Raw genomic sequence first — 17,061 nt, forward strand, 5'->3', positions numbered from 1 at the left:
GCCGTCGTTCGCCGGGCCCTGCATCGGTTAGGATGGGGCCAATCAAAGTTCGTAAGCGAAGGCAGTCAACGACCACGACGGCTCGTATCGTCCCGGGGGGTCGGGTCTACAGGGAACAACACGAGGTTATGCAATGAGTGACATTGGCGAGCGGGTTAAGAAGATCGTGGTCGAACACCTTGGTGTTGAACCCGAGAAGGTTGTCGACGCCGCGAGCTTCATCGACGACCTCGGCGCCGACAGTCTGGACACCGTCGAGCTGGTGATGGCGTTCGAAGAAGAATTCGGTTGCGAGATTCCGGACGACGCCGCGGAAACGATTCTCACCGTCGGCGACGCCACGAAGTTTCTCGAGAAGAACGCGAAGAGCTAAGGCTCTTCATTTTCGCGGGGACAACATTGAAACCGGACGGGCCGCTTCGCAGCGGTCAGCCGGTTTCTTGCTATTGGCCGTGAATCTTTCGATGCGGAGTTTTCGGATATGAGGCGGGTTGTCGTCACGGGTCTCGGCATGGTCTCGCCACTCGGCTGTGGCGTCGAGCCGACCTGGAAACGCATCCTCAACGGCGAAAGCGGTGCGCGCAGGATCGAGAGCTTCGATGTCTCCGATCTTCAGACCAAGATCGCCTGCACGGTGGTGCGCGGCGACGGGTCGAACGACACCTTCAATCCCGACAAGTGGATGGAGCCGAAGGACCAGCGCAAGGTCGACGACTTCATCATCTTCGGCATGGCCGCGGCCGGCCAGGCGCTCGACGATGCCAACTGGCATCCCGAAACCGAAGAGGACAAGTGCGCGACCGGCACCATGATCGGTTCCGGCATCGGCGGCCTCAACGGCATTGCCGAGACCGCGATCCTGCTGAAGGAACGCGGCCCGCGCCGGGTGTCGCCCTTCTTCATTCCGGGCCGCCTGATCAATCTCGCCTCCGGCTATGTCTCGATCGCGCACGGGCTGAAGGGGCCGAACCATTCGGTGGTCACGGCCTGCTCGACCGGGGCACATGCGGTCGGCGATGCCGCCCGCCTGATCGCGCTGGGCGATGCCGACGTCATGGTCGCGGGTGGCGCCGAGTCGCCGATCTGCCGTATCGGCATTGCCGGCTTCAACGCCGCGCGCGCGCTCTCGACCGGTTTCAACGAGACACCCGAGAAGGCTTCGCGTCCCTACGACAAGGATCGCGACGGCTTCGTGATGGGCGAAGGCGCCGGCGTCCTCGTCCTGGAAGAGCTCGAGCACGCCAGGCGCCGCGGCGCCAGGATCTATGCCGAAGTGATCGGCTATGGTCTGTCGGGCGATGCTTATCACATCACCTCGCCGTCGCCCGACGGCGATGGCGGCTTCCGCAGCATGGCGGCAGCGCTGAAGCGCGCCGGCCTCACGGCGTCCGATCTCGACTACATCAACGCGCACGGCACCTCGACGCCGCTCGGTGACGAGATCGAGCTCGGTGCGGTCGAGCGTCTGCTCGGCAATGCCGCCTCCAAGGTCGCGATGTCCTCGACCAAATCGTCGACCGGTCATCTGCTCGGCGCGGCCGGTGCGATCGAGGCGATCTTCGCCATTCTCGCGATTCGCGATAATGTCGTGCCGCCGACCATCAACCTCGACAATCCGTCGGTCGAAACTGCGATCGATCTCGTGCCGCACACGGCGAAGAAGCGAGAGGTCAACGTCGCGTTGTCGAACTCTTTTGGTTTTGGCGGTACCAATGCGTCGGTGATCGTCCGCCGTTTGGTCAATTAGTTTGCGTTTGAAACGAATCCACCGTTTTGCCGTATTCGGCGATAGTCATGGTAGTGGGCGCGTGCATTTGGCAGGGCAAACGATTGTCAGGCCGCGATTGAACCGGCAGGATTCAGGTTGCTTCGATGAGTGAAAGGCCGCCCATTTCGCCCCGGAGTCCGCGGGCAGCGCTCGAGCCCGAGCAGGTCCCGCCGCCGCCGAAGCGATCGGACCGCGCGCGCAATCCCTTTGTGATCGTCGGCAACGCCATCATCACGCTCCTCCTGATCACCATGATCGGTGCGGGCGCCGTCTATTACTACGGCCGGCAGGTGCTCGAAACGCCGGGTCCGCTCAAGGAAGACAAGATCGTCAATATCCCGCAGCGCGCCGGCAAGCGCGACATCGCCGAGACGCTGAACCGGGAAGGCGTGACCGACGTCAACCCGTGGGTGTTCATTGCAAGCGTGGCCGCGCTGAAGGCGAGTTCGGACCTCAAGCCCGGCGAGTATTCGTTCCAGAAGAACGCGTCCTTGCGCGACGTTATCGCCACCATCGTCGAGGGCAAGGTGGTGCAGCATGCGGTTACGATTCCCGAAGGCCTGACCTCCGAGCAGATCGTGGCACGGCTCTCCGACAACGATATCTTCACCGGCAGCGTGCGCGAGCTGCCGCGCGAGGGCACGCTCTTGCCCGAGACCTACAAGTTCCCGCGCGGCACCACGCGCGAGCAGGTGATCCAGCGCATGCAGCAGGCGCACAAGCGCGTGCTGACCGAGATCTGGGAGCGTCGCAGCCAGGACATTCCGGTCAAGACTCCGGAGCAGCTGGTGACGCTGGCCTCGATCGTCGAGAAGGAGACCGGCAAGCCGGACGAGCGCAGCCGCGTCGCCGCCGTGTTCGTCAATCGCCTGAAGCAGAAGATCAAGCTCCAGTCCGATCCGACCATCATCTATGGCCTCGTCGGCGGCAAGGGCACGCTGGGCCGCCCGATCAAGCGCAGCGAGATCACGCAGCCCTCGCCCTACAACACCTATGTGATCGAGGGGCTGCCGCCGGGCCCGATCTCCAATCCCGGCCGCGCCTCGCTCGAAGCCGCCGCCAACCCGGCCCGCACCCGCGACCTCTATTTCGTCGCCGACGGCACCGGCGGACATGCCTTCACCGAGACCTACGACGCGCACCAGAAGAACGTCGCCAAGCTGCGCGCGATGGAGAAGCAGATCCAGAACGACACGGTCGAGCCGGCCGAGGATGCGCAGCCGCCGGCAGCCGCTGCGCCCGGCGCTGCCGACACGCCGACGGCGACCACACCGGCACGGCCGAATCAGCAGAAGAAGCCGCCGGCTGCTCCTCGCCCCGCCAATCCCGCTCCTGCCCGGCAGGGCGCGGTGCAGCCTTCGCCGCCGGTGGTCCAGCGCTAGGCCGCGCGCAGATCTGCCTACGGGACTTTGCGGATTCCACTTTCCGGCAAAATAGTCTTAAGATTCGCGTGCCTTGATGGCCTCGCGAATCCTGTGTTTCTGGAGAATTTGACCTGATGGCGCTGTCGTCCATGACCGGCTTTGCCCGAAGCCACGGCGCTAGCGGGCCGTACACGTTCGAATGGGAATTGAAGTCGGTCAATGCCAAGGGCTTTGACCTCAGGGTGCGGCTGCCGCAGGGGTTTGACGAGCTCGAGGCGTATGCCAAGAAGCGCGCGGGCGAGCTTTTGTCGCGTGGCACCGTCTACGCCAATCTCACCGTCAAGCGCACCAATGCCGCCGCCACGGTCCGCGTCAACGAGGACGTGCTCAACGCCGTCCTGAAGGCCGCTGCCCTGATCGCCGGCAAGGTCGATGCGGTGGCGCCGAGCGTCGACGGCCTCCTTGCCATCAAGGGCGTCGTCGAGGTCGCCGAGCCCGAGGGCGATGAGGAGGAGGACAAGGCGGCGCGCACTGCTGTGGCCGAAGCCTTCGACAAGGCGCTCGCCGATCTCGTCGAGATGCGCAAGCGCGAGGGGACCTCGCTGGGCCAGATCCTGACCCAGCGGGTGGACGAGGTCGAGGTGCTGGCGAAAAAGGCCGAGGCCGCGCCGGGCCGCAAGCCCGAGGCGATCAAGGCCAGGCTCGCCGAGCAGATCGCTGCGCTGCTGGACACCTCCGACCGTTTCGATTCCGACCGCCTGATGCAGGAGGCGATCCTGATCGCGACCAGGGCCGACATCCGCGAGGAGCTCGACCGCATCGCCTCGCATATCGCGCAGGCGCGCGAGCTGATCGGCAAGGGCGGCCCGATCGGGCGCAAGCTCGACTTCCTGGCGCAGGAGTTTCACCGCGAGGTCAACACCTGCTGCTCGAAGTCGAACGACATCGAGCTCACCAATACGGGGCTCGCCATGAAAAACGTGGTCGAGCAATTTCGCGAGCAGGTCCAGAATCTGGAGTGATCGATGACGACGGACGGTCACGGAACTGACGGTGTCGAGCGGCGCGGATTGATGTTCGTGCTGTCCTCGCCGTCGGGCGCAGGCAAGACGACGCTGTCGCGTTTGTTGATCGAGCGCATGCCGGGCCTGCGAATGTCGGTCTCGGCGACCACGCGGCCGATGCGGCCCGGCGAGGTCGATGGCCGCGACTATCTGTTCGTCGACAAGCCCCGCTTCGAGGCGATGGTGAAGGACGACGAGCTGCTGGAATGGGCGACCGTGTTCGATAACCGCTACGGCACGCCGCGCGCGCCGGTCGAGGCGGCGCTATCGGCCGGGCAGGACGTGCTGTTCGACATCGACTGGCAGGGCACGCAGCAGCTGCGCGAGAAGGCGCGCGCCGACGTCGTCAGCGTGTTCATCCTGCCGCCGTCGGCCGGCGATCTCGAGAAGCGGCTGCATTCGCGCGCGCAGGATTCCGACGAGGTGATCCGCAAGCGCATGAGCCGTGCCAGCCACGAGATGAGCCACTGGGCCGAGTACGACTACATCGTGATCAACCACGATGTCGACGAGGCCTTCGCCGAGGTGCAATCGATCCTGAAGGCCGAGCGACTCAAGCGCGAGCGGCGGATTGGCCTCGTTGGTTTCGTGCGAGGTTTGCAAGGCCAGCTCCAAGGTTAGAGCCAGGGTTAGAGCCAGGGTTAGAGCCAAGGCCAGGCTGCTTCAGCCGCGGCCCTTCCTGCAGCAGCCGTTCCAGCATCGTGGTGATGATGTCGATGTTGACCGCATCCTCATCGCGACCAGCCGGCTCTTCATTGCTGTCGGCCTGGTCGGCCGCGAGCCGAGGTGCACGGGCCTCGATCTCGAATTCCCTGTCGAATGCCGCGATCTCGGGCTCGCCGGATTCCGCGACTTCGGTGACGCCAGCCGGCTCGTGCGCTTCGATCATATCGATCTTGCGGTCGATTGCGGCGAGCTGTGCCGCCTGGGGCCGTGCGGCGTCGAAATCGATCGGACGCGGCGGCTGCGCGCGCGGCGTGACGGCCGGCTTCCCTTCGAGCCACGGCGCGCGGCCCTCGTCCCGGTTCTGCGGCTCCCGATCGTCCCAATTCACGCGGCGGTGGTCGTTCGCCTGGACGCGGACGCGCGCGCGCCCGCCGGCGAAGCGGTAGATGACGCTGGCGAGGATGCCGGCGATCGCCAAGGCGCCGCCGATCACGAGCAGGAGCATCTGGAGCGAGCCGGTTGGCTTGTCGGCGGGAATTTCGGCTGCGGCGAGCACCACCGGGGCGCCGGCCTTTGCCGGCTTCGCGCTCGGCTGGGTCGCGGGCGCCGGCTGCGGCGCGGGCGCAGCGGATGTCGTGGAGGCATCGGGCCAGCGCGCGGCGACGGCGGGCTGTTGCGCGTTGTTGTCGGCGATGGCGCCCGGCGGCTGTTGCGTGACCGGCGGTGCATTCGTTGCGGCCGGCGCGGGCGCGGTCATGTTCGGCGAGCCCGGTGCGGCACCGATCTGCGGTGCAATGTATTCCGCGCGGGCGTTCTGCAGCGATGGCGGCGCGGCTGGATCTGCGTTCGGTGTGTCGGCCGTCGCCTGCGCGCTTTGCGTCGCCTTGCCGCCTTCGGCGCGCAGGTACCAGCACTGTCGCTTGGTCGCGCGATCGAGGCGATAGTGCCAGTGCTGTCCCTGCGGCGCGGTGCTCTTCGGCGAGGCGAGGCAGTCGGCGGCCGCATTGGCCGTGCTCGATGCGCTCGGCGCGTTCTGCGACACGGCGGCCAGTGGCGCGCCGGCAATGATGCTGCCGACAAGCGCGGATATGAACTTTGCGGTGCGGTTGCCCATCCTGGTCTCCCGGTTACGCGACGCAACTCTTAAGCTTCCCTTTCTCTTCAAAGAGTTGGGTGGCAATGAGCCGCAAATCCGGAAAGGATGAGGCTTAAATCGGGCCTGCGCGGCGGTCGTTCCGCCACGAAATCAGGCATTTTGCCGGCGCTATTGCCCGGTCGAGCTCCAGGTTCCCGAGCAGCCGTCGCAGCGGCGGAAGGTTTTAGAACCGCCGCACGCGGCGAGGAGGGGCGTCTGGAACGGGCCGTGACCATGGCTCCACAGTCTCGCGACAGGTTCTGCCCGAGCCTTGCTTCAACTCATCGCCCTTCTTGGCCAAAGGGCGCAGGGAAGGCCGGGCGCCGGCGGCACCCGAGATCCGTGCGCTACAAGGAATGCACACGGTTTGGACCACAGGTGATGCCGGTCGCCCGGCCTTCCCTGCGCGGATGGTTTTAACGGTGTCCTTCGTGCTCTCCCCGGGGAGCGATGCACTATTGCCCCCGTCGCCTCGCGGATCGCTGATGCGCGCGCCCGGTCGGGCCGCCACATCACCGCGAGCCTTGACGCACAGACCCCGGGCGTCAGGACCACACGACTTCTCCGTCCGCGGACGGTCCCGCCCGGTCATCAGGGGCTTGCGTGTGCTCACCCAAGACGACCGATGGGCCCGCTGTTGCTGCGCCGTGTCGTACCGCGTCGCGTGGATGCCTCACGGTTGCCCGCCCTGCCATCACGCTGACCGCGCCGACGCTGCCGCGTCCACCGCCACCCGGCCCGCAAATCGTGACGATCGGGAACGCCCCTTTGGCAGGGCCGGGATGAAGGGTGTATGCCATAAATCCGAAATTCGGAAAAACGAAATATTTTCGCGGGAAGGGATTGACGGGGGTGTTTTGCCCGACAGGTCACGGGGGCTGCCCTGACTTCCGCCTGTCATTCCGGGGCGCCCTGAAAGGGCGAACCCGGAATCCATCGCACGGCACGACACGTGGCCCGATGGATTCCGGGCCTGCGTGCTCGCGCACGCATCCCGGAATGACGGGGCGGGAGACGGCTTCCTAATGACGGAGCAGGAGACGGCTTCTTGGCGGGAGCCAAGCGAAGGAGCGAAACTGCGAGGCCTATTTCCAGACGCGCGCCAGCGTCAGCGCCAGCAGCCCCAATGCGGCGCTGATGAGGCCTACCATCACGTAGGACTGCGCGAATACGCCGGTCTGAATGAAGACCTGCGCCGCGATGGCGAAGCAGACGGCCGCGAGCAGCAGGCAGGCGCAACCGACGATGATCGAGAGGAAGCGTATCGCGGCTGCGACGGGCCTTGCGGGTGATGCGGGATCGGTCATGCAGGTACCAACGGTGCGATCGACGGCTTGTTCCTCCCACGGCTGCGTGCCAGCATCAGCCGCGTGCGCAGCAATCGACGAGCGCGCGCCAGATACGCCGGATTTCGACCGTCCTCTGAAGCTCCAGGACGTGGTTCTCGCTCGTTGAGGAGGATGCAGCCTCCAGGCGGGGTTCGCGCGGTGCGATCCAGCGTTCGGATATGGGATCGTACCACTTGCCGAGATTGACCACGTTCGTTTCTCCTCGTTTCAATCCCCCGCCGACGTCTGATCGCTTATCCCATCCGCCTGTTGCTTGTGTTCTGGGTCAGGTTGCCATGCGCCGCCTGCTCGCGAATATTCTGCTTCTCGTCGTCACGGTGGCCCTTGGTGGTGTCGACCGGGACCGACGGCGCGCTGCCGGCGCCCTTGTGGCTCTGGTTTTCTTCAGGAACAGGTTGCACTGTCTTTGCCAGCGGCTTTGTCATCACTGACTCCGTCGTTGCCTTCACGGGAGACAAACACGTCGCAGGCGCGACGTTCCAATGTCAGACCGAAATGATCGGCTGGCGATCGCGATGATGGTGTGGCGAAGCGGGACCTGGTTGCATTCGTCGAAGGGGTAGGCATTGGGCCGCGGTGGCGGTGGCGCATTTGCCGGAACGGGGGGGCCGAGGGTATCGCCCGCCGTCCGTCACCCGACGTGGGCTTCCTGCGACGGCCGGCGCTTCGCCGCGTGGGCACGGAAGACGTCGATCGCCCTGTTCGCGAGCATCAACTGCCGGCGTTCGCCGGTTTTGATCTGCGCTTCGATGGCGTCGAGAATGACGTTCGCAGTCTCGTCCGGAGGACCGAGCTCTCCGCTCTGCTCCAGGAAGCTCCAGGCGATGAAGAATGCGCTCTCGACCGTGCAGCGAATGGACATGCGCTACCAACGCAGCGCGGCCGCCGGCGTTCCGCGCGGGCGCTGATACGTGCTCTAGTTCTTCAGCACGATGCGGCCGACGACCTTGCCGGCGCGCAATTCGTCGATCCATTTCTGGACGTCGCCCATCGGCTCCTCGCGCATCGGCGTCGGCTTGATCTTGCCGGCGCGGGCCAGCGCCATCAGCTCCTGGGCCTCCGCAAGCGTGCCGACCATGAAGCCTTCGATGGTCATGCGCTTGTAGACCCACTGCACCATCGGCAGCGTGAACTGGCCGCCCATCAGGCCGGAGACCACGATCTTGCCGCCGCGCGCGGCGACCGCGACCGCAAACGCCATCGACTTCTCGTTGCCGGCGAAATCGACGATCTCGTCAAACCCGCCGTCGGTCTCCTTGAGGATGCGCTTGATCACGTCAGGCTCGGCCGGATCGTAGGCGACGGCGGCGCCGTTGTTCAGTGCGGTGTCGCGCGCGGCCGGCGAGAGGTCGGCGACCGTGATCGGCTGCTTGAACATCGCCTGCGCGAACGACAGGCCCATCATGCCGACGCCGCCGAGACCGATCAGCAGCAGGTTGCGCTGGCGCGGACGGTCGACCAGACGCTTGAGCGCGCCGTAGGCGGTGACGCCGGAGCACATCAGGGTCGCGGCCTGGTTGACGGGCAGGGGATCGTAGTCGAGCAGATATTTCGCGTCGGGTACCAGCACGTGGGTGGCGAAGCCGCCGTCGATGGAGACGCCGAGGAAGCGCTGCTTGACGCAGAGGTTCTCGTCGCCGTTCTTGCAGTCGCGGCACTGGCCGCAGCCGATCCACGGAAACACCGCCTTCTTGCTGCCGACGAGGGCGGCCGGAACGTCGGGGCCGACTTCATCGACGACGCCGGCGATCTCGTGGCCGAGCGTGAAGGGCAGCGTCATGCCGCGCGTGGTGTCGAGCTTCTTGCCGCCGCCGAGATCGGCATAGCCGTCCTGGATGTGCAGGTCGGAATGGCAGAGGCCGCAGCGCTCGATGCGCACGAGGACTTCGCGGCCTTGCGGCTTGGGCGTGTCGACGATGGTCTCGCACAGCGGCGCATCGAACTTGACCAGGGACTGCCGACGCATCAACGCCATTTTCTTTCCTCCGGAATTTCCATTCTTACGTTTCGGCTCGTATATCCGCCAATTCACGCGCCATGGCAACAAAGCCCGATATCGGAATGGTCTCGGCGCGCCGCGTCGCATCGACGCCGGCGGCCTGCGCAAGCCGCGCCGGATCGACGCCCAGCGATTTCAGGCTCTGCCGCAGCATCTTGCGGCGCTGGCCGAAGGCGGCGGCTGCGACCTGTTCGAGCAGCCTGCGATCGCAAGCGAGCGGCTCGGTGCGCGGCACCAGGCGCACGACGGAGGAGGTCACCTTCGGCGGCGGCACGAAGGCGGACGGCGCAATGTCGAACAGGATCTTGGTCTCGCAGCGCCAGTTGGCGAGCACGCCGAGGCGGCCATAGGCCTCCTCGTCCTCGCGCGCCACGATGCGCTCGCCGACCTCGCGCTGGAACATCAGGACCATCATGTCGTACCAGGGTGGCCACGGTTCGGCGGTGAGCCAGTCGATCAGAAGCTGGGTCGCGATGTTGTAGGGCAGATTGGCGACGATTTTTGCGCTTTCGCCATTGAGCAGTGGTCGCGGGTCGAAGGTCATGGCATCGCCGTGGACGATCTCGAGCCGGCCGGGATAGCGTTCGGAAATATCCTGCAAGGCGGGGATTGCGCGCTCGTCATGCTCGATGGCGATGACGCGCCTGGCGCCGAGCGCAAGCAGCGCACGCGTCAGCCCGCCCGGGCCCGGGCCGATCTCGACGATGGTGGAGTCATCCAGCGGCGCCGCCGCGCGCGCGATGCGCGCGGTGAGGTTGAGATCGAGCAGGAAATTCTGGCCGAGCGACTTGCGGGCCGACAGCGCGTGCCGGCGAATGACCTCGCGCAGCGGCGGGAGGTCGTCGATCGCGCTCATCAGGTTTTGGCAGCCGCCATGCGGCTGGCGAGCTGAAGCGCCGCGATCAGGCTCGCCGGATTGGCTTTGCCGGTGCCGGCGATGTCGAAGGCGGTGCCGTGATCGGGCGAGGTGCGGATGAAGGGCAGGCCGAGCGTGACGTTGACGGCGTCGTCGAAGGCGACCGTCTTGATCGGGATCAGCGCCTGGTCGTGATACATGCAGACCGCGCAGTCATAGCTGTTGCGCGCAGCCTCGTGGAACATGGTGTCGGCGGGCAGCGGGCCTCTTGCGTCGATGCCGTCATTGCGCAACGTCTTGAGCGCCGGCGCAATCACCGTCTGCTCCTCGTGGCCGAGCGAGCCGTCCTCGCCGGCGTGCGGGTTGAGGCCGGAGATCGCGATGCGCGGCCTCGTGATGCCGAAGCGGGATTTCAGTTCGGTCGCGACGATGCGCACGGTCGACACGATCAATTCGCTCGTCAGCTGGGACAGCGCGTCGCGCAAGGAGACGTGGATTGTCACGGGCACCACGGCGAGCCGCGGCGACCACAGCATCATCACCGGCTGCGGCACGCGGCCGTCCTCTGCGGCGAGCTCGGCGAGGAATTCGGTGTGGCCGGGATGGCGGAAGCCCGCGCGGTAGAGCACGCTCTTGGCGATCGGGTTGGTGACGACGGCGCCGGCGCGGCCGGCGCGGACATCGGCCACCGCCTGGCGGATCGAGGCGAGCGCGGCCGGCGCGCTGGAGGCGTCGGGCTGGCCGGGTTCGGCCGTTGCGCGCTCGCCGGTCGCAACCACGGGCAGGGCCTCGGTGAAGGCGGCCGCGGCCTCGTGCGCGCTCACGGAGGCGATCCGGATCTCGGCGCCGTGCGCCTTACCCAGTGTCTTGCCCAGTGTCTTGGCGCGCCGCGCGATCAGCGCCTCGTCGCCGAGCAGGTAGAAGGCGGGCAGGTTCAGCTCGCGGCGCCGGAGCCAGGCCGCAATCGTGATGTCGGGGCCGATGCCGGCAGGCTCTCCCAGCGTCAGCGCGAGGGGCTTTGCTGCGTGGTTGGCCATCAGCGGTTGCGATATTCGATCATCGCCGCCTTGCGGAGCTCGTCGAGATAGGCCTTCTGGGTCTTCTCGTACTTCTCGGTGTACATCTTCTCGCGGATCTCGCGCTTCTTCGGCGTGTCGATCATGGTCGGCTTGCGCGAGCACAGCACGACCATCTCGATGCCGGCCCTGGTCACCTCGGGCGCGGTGAGATGGCCGATCGGCGTGTCGTCGAGCACCTTGCGCAGTGCCTCGGGCAGTTCTGCGGTCGTCTTGGTGACGCTGTCGCGGATGGTGGCGTTCGGCGTCGAGCGGAACAGCGAATTGGCCTCCTCGCAGCTCGCAACGCGCGAGCGGTAGGTCTCGGCCTCCTTCTTCCGCGTCTCCAGGAAGGTCGGGGAGGAGCCGCGCGGCACGATCAGCACGATCGGCTGCATCTTGTATTCGGTGCCCTCGATCTGGAGCTTGTCGCCGGTCTGGGCCTGCACCGCCTGCGCGACGTCGCGCTCGCCGACCAGCAGCTTCTCCTTGAAGCGGCCGCGCACGAGGCTGGTCCAGACCATCTCGGACTTCATCCGGGCCTTCAGCGTTTCGGGGCGGACGCCTTTGACCTCGAGCGACTTGGTCAGCTGATCCGTCGAGATGCGCATGCGCTGCGCCATGCCCTCGTAGGACTGGTTGATGTCGGAGACGCCGGGATCGACGCCGTACTTCTTGCCTTCCTTCAGCTTCACCCTGTCGTCGATCAGCTCGTTGATGACCTCCTGCCGGCTCGGGGTCTTCTGCGTCGTCAGCTGGTCGAGCTTGGAGCGCTGGTCGATGTCGAAATCGGTGATCGGATCGCCGTTGACCATGACGACGATGTTCTGCGCGCGCGACGGCGCGGCGGCCAGAAACAGGGCGGCGAGGACGAGGAGGAGGCGGAACATAGGCAAAGCAGTCGTCATTTATATCGCTCGCATGTCAGCCGCGGTGAACCTGCGATTGGGAAAACGCGACCGGCACTTCAAACCGTTTACTGGAGGACGCCGGAGCCGCTGCTCGTCGACGAGGTCGCCAGCGTACGCAGGCCAATCTGGAACATGAACGCGTGGCTCAGGACGGGCGGCGTCGAGCCCGCGGAGTAGCTATACGAAGTTACATAGTTCGCCGCCAGCACGAAGCAATCGTCGACATAGCCGGCGCCGAGCACATACTGGTTGATCTTGTTGGCCTCGAGGTCCCAGCGTGCCGAGCCCGACACCACCCAGTTGGTCGCGACCTTGATCGAGCCCGTGGTCAGGATGCCCTCGCGGCGCGTCAGATAGCCGAGTTCCGGCTGCGGCGCGTAGTTGCCGTACATCATGCTGATCGACCAGCGATCGAAGTTGGCGCGGCCTTCGGCCTCGAAGCGCTGGACGTTCCAGGTCTGCTCGTCCATGCGGGAGCGGACGCTGAACGTGTAGGTGCGGTTGGGCGAGTAGGCGAGGCTCGCCACGTAGTCGGAGCGGGGCTTGTCGAGCCCGGAATCCAGGCCCGTGTTGATGGAGTCCTGGACCGCGTAGGAGTTCATGCCGAACAGCTGGTAGGACTGGCCGAACAGCGCCTTGACGGCGCCGCCCTTGTCGAACTGGGTGGTGGCCTGCACGCCGACATTGGCGCGGCCGCCGCCCTCGACGCGGTCGTAACCGGAGAACTTGTCGACGCTGAACAGATTCGAGGTGTCGAACACCACGCTCTGCGCGTCCTCGTTCGGAAGCTTGCCGGCATAGGTCTCGTTCGGGCGGATGATGATCTGCGCGATCGGCTCGACGGTGGTGGAGCCCCAGGGCTGAACGTTGATGAAGGGATAGCGGTATTCGAGGCCGACGGTCGGCATCAGGCGGAAGGCCTGGGTGTCGCCGACCGGCAGGTAGTTCGACACGCCCGGCTGGTTCGAGACCGAGGAGTTGATCGCATCGGCGCGCAGGCTGGCGAACGGCGTCCAGATCTGGCCGAGCGGGTCGGTGAAGGATTTGCGCCACTGCGCTTCCGCCGTCAGGCGGGTATAGGTGCCGGGGAAGCCGCGCAGCAGGCACTGCGACGGCGTGCGCGCGAGCGGATCGGCCGACGCCGTCGTGCACAGGCTGTTGGTGTTGGCGAGCGTCGTGATCGGATCGAACACGGCGGTATCACGCGACAGGTTCACGAAATTGGTCTTGTAGCTGAACTCGCCGCCGAAGACCGGATAGTTGAGCACGTTCGAGTAGTCGATCACGGGGTAGACGACCGGCACCTGGCTCTGGTTGCCCGAGTAGCTCAGCCAGTACATCGTGCGCGCGTCGAAGAAGCTGCGATTGCCGACGCCGGTCAGGTAGAGCTGCGACAGCGCGTCGGTCGGCAGGATCAGGAACGATCCGAGCGGATCACGGTACTGCGACAGGCGGTAGTCCGAGAAGAAGTAGTAGTCGGACATGACTACGCCGTCCCAGCCCCAGACCCATTTGTCGTTCAGCGCGAACTGCCCCTTGGTGTCGATCGCGCCGCGGAACTCGCGGTCGCCGGGCTGACCGGCGAGCGCGCCCGGGTCGAGCTGGTTGATGCCATAGGCGCGGATCTGGTAGGCGCCGTCCAGCAGGCGCTGGCGGAATTCAGCCTGGAACAACACGCCCTGCCGGGACGTGATGCGCGGGCTGAGGGTCATGTCCATGTCGGGCGCGATCGCCCAGTAGAACGGGACTTCGACGCCGTAGCCGAACGGCGTATTCGACGCGTAAGACGGCATCAGGAAGCCGGTCTTGCGCTTCACGGTCGGGTCGGGCGTCGAGAAATAGGGCATGTAGGCGAGCGGCACGCCGAAGAATTCGAGCTGCGCCGTCTCGAAATACAGCATCTTCTCCTGCTGGTCGTGGATGATGCGCGCACCCTTGACCTGCCACAGCGGCGGCTTCTTCGGATCGTCCTTGCACGGCGCGCAGGCCGTGTAGACGCCGTTCTCGAACACCGTGTAGTTGCCGCTGGAGCGGTCGGCGCGGCTCGCGGCCATGCGGGTCTGGTCGGCGGTGTCGACGCGCAGCGAATCGACGAAACCGTCGCGGTAGTCGTCCGAGAGATCCATGATCTCGGCATAGGTGATCTTGCCGTCGGCATCCGTCATGCGGATGTTGCCTTCGGCATGGAGCCGCTTGGTCTTCTGGTCGTAGATGACCTTGTCGGCCTCGACGCTGGTGCCGTTGTAGAACAGCTGGACGTTACCGACCGCGGAGACGCGCGAATTGTTGTAGTCGTAGTCGACCTCGGTCGCCTGAACCAGCATCTGGTTGTCGTTGGCAGCCTTCGGCGGCTTCGGACGCGGCGGCAGCGGGTTGTAGGTGAAACTCTGGGCGGAGGCCGGCACCACCGCGGCAAGGTCGATCAGCGCGCCGAGCGAGGCCGCAGCGACGACAGCGAGCAGCAGCCTGCGAACGGACAAGCCGCACCCGCTCGCGCGCAACACAGTGCGGCGCGTCAGACGAGACACGGGCCCTCGACGGACGGCAGTCACTAACCGTCCTCCTGATACAACAAGGCCAAGAAGCCGGTGAGGCCGCCCACCACCACGGGCAACCACGCCGCAGCGATCGGATGCATCAACTCAGCCTTGCTCAAGTCTTCAGTCACTTTCGACAGAACGTAGAGCAGAAAGCCTGCGCCCACGCCACTCAAAACCATCTTCTGCACGCCGCCCATCCGGAAGAAACGCAACGACACCGAGGCCGCGAGCATCACCATGGCGGCGAGCAAAAACGGCTGCGCCAACAGCTTGTGATACTGGAGTCGATAGCCGGCTGTCGCGAAGCCTGAGCTTTCGGAGGAGCGGATGTAGCTCGGTAGTTGCCAAAAGGACACAGTCTCGGGTGTGGAAAAGCTGTTGCGGACCTGGGCCTCGGTCAGCGTCGTCGGAATTGCCAGGACGGCCTGCTCGATCGGCGGCGCGTCGAGCGAGAAGCGGCGGACGTTCCTGAATATCCACTGTCCGGCTTCGAGCTCCGCCTCGCGCGCCTCGACGCGCTCCTTGAAGTGCTGCTCTGTGTCAAACCGGAACAACGTGAGCCCCGTGAGCCGGACACCCTGCTGCTCGCTGCGCGCTGCATTGATGATCGTCTGGCCGTCGTTGGTCACCTGGTTGAGCCAGAAGCCGGAGGCGTCCTGGATGCCGCCGCCGGGCGCCGAGCCGAACAGCTCGGCCTCCATCCGCTTGGAGAGCTCGCGCAGATTGGCCGACATCGGATTGTAGGCGACGGTGGCGATCACCCCGATCAGGAGCGCGCTGCCGAGCGCCGGCGAGATGAACTGCCAGGCCGAGATGCCGGCGGCGCGCGCGACCACGAGCTCCAGCCGGCGGGAGAGGGCGAGATAGCAGGTCATGGCGCCGATCAGCATGCAGAACGGCGTCAGCTTCTCCAGCAGCTGGGGCACGCGGAACAGCGAGGTCTCGGCCACCATGATCGCCGAGGCGGATGCAAGGCCCGACGTCTTGCGCACCATCTCGATGTAGTCGACCAGCACCAGGAGCAGGAAAATGCTCGCGAACACGCCAAGCGCCGCGACCACGAAGCGGCCGGCGAAATAGCGCCCGAGTGTATTGGTGAGCATGCTCATGCGGTGGCCGGCCGCCTGAACAGCCGTGCAATGCGCGCGTTCGACCTGTTGATGGCCTCCATGAGGCGGGGCGGCGGCTCCACCACGATGCCGCCGACGATCAGCCACAGCCCGACGCCGATGGCGCCCATGACCATGGCGTATTGGACCAGCACCGCGCCCGGCGACTTCACCGCCATGACCGAGCAGGCGAAGCCGGCCATGCGCAGGCCGAACACCGCGACGATGGACGAGCCGATCGAGAAATTGCGGCTCTGGCGGGTGGTGCGCGGCGCACCGAGGAAGGCGAAGGTCAGCACGGCAAAGGCGAACGGATAGATCGGCGCCAACAGGCTGTCATGCAAGGCCGAGCGGAACTGACCGGGAATCTGCTTGTAGACGGGATCGTCCTCGGACGGCGAGAACAGCTCCCAGAGATAGCGCTCGCGGATGCCGAGAGTGACGTCGCGGCCCTGGCCCGAGAACTTCGACATGTCGAAGCCGTAACGGCCGAACGCCACCAGCGCGGGATCGCGTTTGCCCGCCTCGAAGCGCTGGAGATTGCCCGTCTCCAGCACCAGGAACGAGCCGGTGTCGTTCTTCACGACCTCGCCATGCTCGGCGACGATCGAGACTCGCTCGTTGGGATCGCGGCGGTCGTCGATGAAGATGCCGGCGAGAATGCCGCCGGGCTGGCGTTCGCGAATCCGGATCGTCAGGTTCTTGTCGAGCTGGGCGAAGCGGCCGGGCTGGAGGATGTTGGTGAGCACGTCGGCGGTGATCTCGGCGTCCCACTGCTTGATCCGCCGCATGCCGTCGGGCGCGAGATAGGCCGCGATGAAGGCGACCAGCAGCGCCACCACGCAGGTGGCGTAGAAGAACGGATAGAACAGCCGGAACGGCGAGAAGCCGGCGGCATTCATCACGATGATCTCGGAATCGGTCGCGAGCTTGTTCAGCGTGTGCGAGATCGCGATCATCAGCGCGATCGGCGAGATGATCAGGACCAGCGCGGGCACGACGAGGCTGGTGATGCCGAGGAAGGTGAGGATGGTCTGGCCCTGGCTCGTCATCAGGTCGATGCCGCGCAACGCCTGCGTAATCCAGATCACGCCGGTGAGGCTGACCAGGACCAGCGCAAACGACGCCAGCGTCGTGCGGAAGATATACCTATCGATTGACCCCATGCGCTACCGCACGAATCCCACCAAGTCCCCAATGTCGGCCGGAGCTCTGGCCGCCCAACCAATCCCCGAAAGGGGATCC

Annotated in this window: 17 protein-coding genes; 5 read left to right on the forward strand and 12 right to left on the reverse strand. The window is 65.7% G+C overall.

Translation table 11 applies throughout. The annotated features are described in order from the left end of the window. The first annotated feature begins 133 nt into the window (after window positions 1-133). From XI09_RS37805 to gmk, 5 genes are all read left to right on the forward strand, one after another. Window positions 134-373, forward strand: a complete 240-nt coding sequence (locus tag XI09_RS37805) for an acyl carrier protein (protein ID WP_008130699.1) — start codon at window positions 134-136, stop codon at window positions 371-373. A gap of 108 nt (window positions 374-481) precedes the next feature. Next, window positions 482-1,747: a beta-ketoacyl-ACP synthase II gene (gene fabF, locus XI09_RS37810; protein ID WP_271571430.1), complete on the forward strand. Its 1,266-nt coding sequence runs from the start codon at window positions 482-484 to the stop codon at window positions 1,745-1,747. Between the two features lie 125 nt (window positions 1,748-1,872). Then, window positions 1,873-3,150 (forward strand): endolytic transglycosylase MltG, encoded by a 1,278-nt coding sequence (mltG, locus tag XI09_RS37815; RefSeq protein ID WP_271571431.1) that lies wholly within the window; start codon window positions 1,873-1,875, stop codon window positions 3,148-3,150. A 116-nt stretch (window positions 3,151-3,266) separates the two neighbouring features. Next, window positions 3,267-4,154 (forward strand): YicC/YloC family endoribonuclease, encoded by an 888-nt coding sequence (locus XI09_RS37820; protein ID WP_271571432.1) that lies wholly within the window; start codon window positions 3,267-3,269, stop codon window positions 4,152-4,154. A gap of 3 nt (window positions 4,155-4,157) precedes the next feature. Beyond that, window positions 4,158-4,817, forward strand: coding sequence for a guanylate kinase (gene gmk / locus XI09_RS37825; protein ID WP_027542981.1), 660 nt, complete (start codon window positions 4,158-4,160; stop codon window positions 4,815-4,817). Here the strand turns inward: gmk and XI09_RS37830 are convergent. The 12 genes from XI09_RS37830 to lptF form a co-directional block, all read right to left on the reverse strand. Further along, window positions 4,750-5,976, reverse strand: coding sequence for a hypothetical protein (locus XI09_RS37830; protein ID WP_271571433.1), 1,227 nt, complete (start codon window positions 5,974-5,976; stop codon window positions 4,750-4,752). The genes gmk and XI09_RS37830 overlap by 68 nt on opposite strands. 1,106 nt (window positions 5,977-7,082) lie before the next feature. Beyond that, window positions 7,083-7,304, reverse strand: a complete 222-nt coding sequence (locus tag XI09_RS37835; protein ID WP_271571434.1) for a hypothetical protein — start codon at window positions 7,302-7,304, stop codon at window positions 7,083-7,085. 55 nt (window positions 7,305-7,359) lie between these two features. Next, window positions 7,360-7,536, reverse strand: a complete 177-nt coding sequence (locus XI09_RS37840; protein ID WP_271571435.1) for a hypothetical protein — start codon at window positions 7,534-7,536, stop codon at window positions 7,360-7,362. Window positions 7,537-7,579: 43 nt separating this feature from the next. Then, a complete protein-coding gene (locus XI09_RS37845) occupies window positions 7,580-7,771 on the reverse strand; it encodes a hypothetical protein (protein WP_271571436.1) in 192 nt (63 codons plus the stop codon). A gap of 206 nt (window positions 7,772-7,977) precedes the next feature. Further along, window positions 7,978-8,208, reverse strand: a complete 231-nt coding sequence (locus XI09_RS37850; protein ID WP_271571437.1) for a hypothetical protein — start codon at window positions 8,206-8,208, stop codon at window positions 7,978-7,980. A gap of 54 nt (window positions 8,209-8,262) precedes the next feature. Beyond that, complete coding sequence (locus tag XI09_RS37855) at window positions 8,263-9,321, reverse strand: alcohol dehydrogenase (protein ID WP_271571438.1); 1,059 nt, start codon at window positions 9,319-9,321, stop codon at window positions 8,263-8,265. A 25-nt stretch (window positions 9,322-9,346) separates the two neighbouring features. Further along, complete coding sequence (rsmA, locus tag XI09_RS37860) at window positions 9,347-10,201, reverse strand: 16S rRNA (adenine(1518)-N(6)/adenine(1519)-N(6))-dimethyltransferase RsmA (protein ID WP_271571439.1); 855 nt, start codon at window positions 10,199-10,201, stop codon at window positions 9,347-9,349. Next, window positions 10,201-11,238, reverse strand: coding sequence for a 4-hydroxythreonine-4-phosphate dehydrogenase PdxA (pdxA, locus tag XI09_RS37865; RefSeq protein WP_271571440.1), 1,038 nt, complete (start codon window positions 11,236-11,238; stop codon window positions 10,201-10,203). Before pdxA ends, rsmA begins: the two co-directional genes overlap by 1 nt. Further along, window positions 11,238-12,164: a SurA N-terminal domain-containing protein gene (locus XI09_RS37870; protein WP_271571441.1), complete on the reverse strand. Its 927-nt coding sequence runs from the start codon at window positions 12,162-12,164 to the stop codon at window positions 11,238-11,240. Before XI09_RS37870 ends, pdxA begins: the two co-directional genes overlap by 1 nt. A gap of 68 nt (window positions 12,165-12,232) precedes the next feature. Further along, entirely contained in the window at window positions 12,233-14,719 is a 2,487-nt protein-coding gene (locus XI09_RS37875) for an LPS-assembly protein LptD (protein ID WP_442869649.1), read from the reverse strand. Next, window positions 14,719-15,816 carry an LPS export ABC transporter permease LptG gene (gene lptG / locus XI09_RS37880; RefSeq protein WP_271571443.1) on the reverse strand — a complete coding sequence of 366 codons (1,098 nt, stop codon included), beginning with the start codon at window positions 15,814-15,816 and terminating at the stop codon, window positions 14,719-14,721. Before lptG ends, XI09_RS37875 begins: the two co-directional genes overlap by 1 nt. Next, a complete protein-coding gene (lptF, locus tag XI09_RS37885) occupies window positions 15,813-16,982 on the reverse strand; it encodes an LPS export ABC transporter permease LptF (RefSeq protein WP_271571444.1) in 1,170 nt (389 codons plus the stop codon). The genes lptG and lptF overlap by 4 nt, the downstream gene beginning before the upstream one ends. Between the last annotated feature and the right edge of the window lie 79 nt (window positions 16,983-17,061).

Origin of the sequence: Bradyrhizobium sp. CCBAU 11386, assembly GCF_028128955.1 — a bacterium.
In the GTDB taxonomy this organism is placed as follows: Bacteria; Pseudomonadota; Alphaproteobacteria; order Rhizobiales; family Xanthobacteraceae; genus Bradyrhizobium.

Coding starts and splice junctions, on each gene's coding strand:
- XI09_RS37805 (WP_008130699.1), top strand. CDS start 134: ATGAGTGACATTGGCGAGCGGGTTAAGAAGATCGTGGTCGAACACCTT.
- fabF (WP_271571430.1), top strand. CDS start 482: ATGAGGCGGGTTGTCGTCACGGGTCTCGGCATGGTCTCGCCACTCGGC.
- mltG (WP_271571431.1), top strand. CDS start 1,873: ATGAGTGAAAGGCCGCCCATTTCGCCCCGGAGTCCGCGGGCAGCGCTC.
- XI09_RS37820 (WP_271571432.1), top strand. CDS start 3,267: ATGGCGCTGTCGTCCATGACCGGCTTTGCCCGAAGCCACGGCGCTAGC.
- gmk (WP_027542981.1), top strand. CDS start 4,158: ATGACGACGGACGGTCACGGAACTGACGGTGTCGAGCGGCGCGGATTG.
- XI09_RS37830 (WP_271571433.1), bottom strand. CDS start 5,976: ATGGGCAACCGCACCGCAAAGTTCATATCCGCGCTTGTCGGCAGCATC.
- XI09_RS37835 (WP_271571434.1), bottom strand. CDS start 7,304: ATGACCGATCCCGCATCACCCGCAAGGCCCGTCGCAGCCGCGATACGC.
- XI09_RS37845 (WP_271571436.1), bottom strand. CDS start 7,771: ATGACAAAGCCGCTGGCAAAGACAGTGCAACCTGTTCCTGAAGAAAAC.
- XI09_RS37850 (WP_271571437.1), bottom strand. CDS start 8,208: ATGTCCATTCGCTGCACGGTCGAGAGCGCATTCTTCATCGCCTGGAGC.
- XI09_RS37855 (WP_271571438.1), bottom strand. CDS start 9,321: ATGGCGTTGATGCGTCGGCAGTCCCTGGTCAAGTTCGATGCGCCGCTG.
- rsmA (WP_271571439.1), bottom strand. CDS start 10,201: ATGAGCGCGATCGACGACCTCCCGCCGCTGCGCGAGGTCATTCGCCGG.
- pdxA (WP_271571440.1), bottom strand. CDS start 11,238: ATGGCCAACCACGCAGCAAAGCCCCTCGCGCTGACGCTGGGAGAGCCT.
- XI09_RS37870 (WP_271571441.1), bottom strand. CDS start 12,164: ATGACGACTGCTTTGCCTATGTTCCGCCTCCTCCTCGTCCTCGCCGCC.
- lptG (WP_271571443.1), bottom strand. CDS start 15,816: ATGAGCATGCTCACCAATACACTCGGGCGCTATTTCGCCGGCCGCTTC.
- lptF (WP_271571444.1), bottom strand. CDS start 16,982: ATGGGGTCAATCGATAGGTATATCTTCCGCACGACGCTGGCGTCGTTT.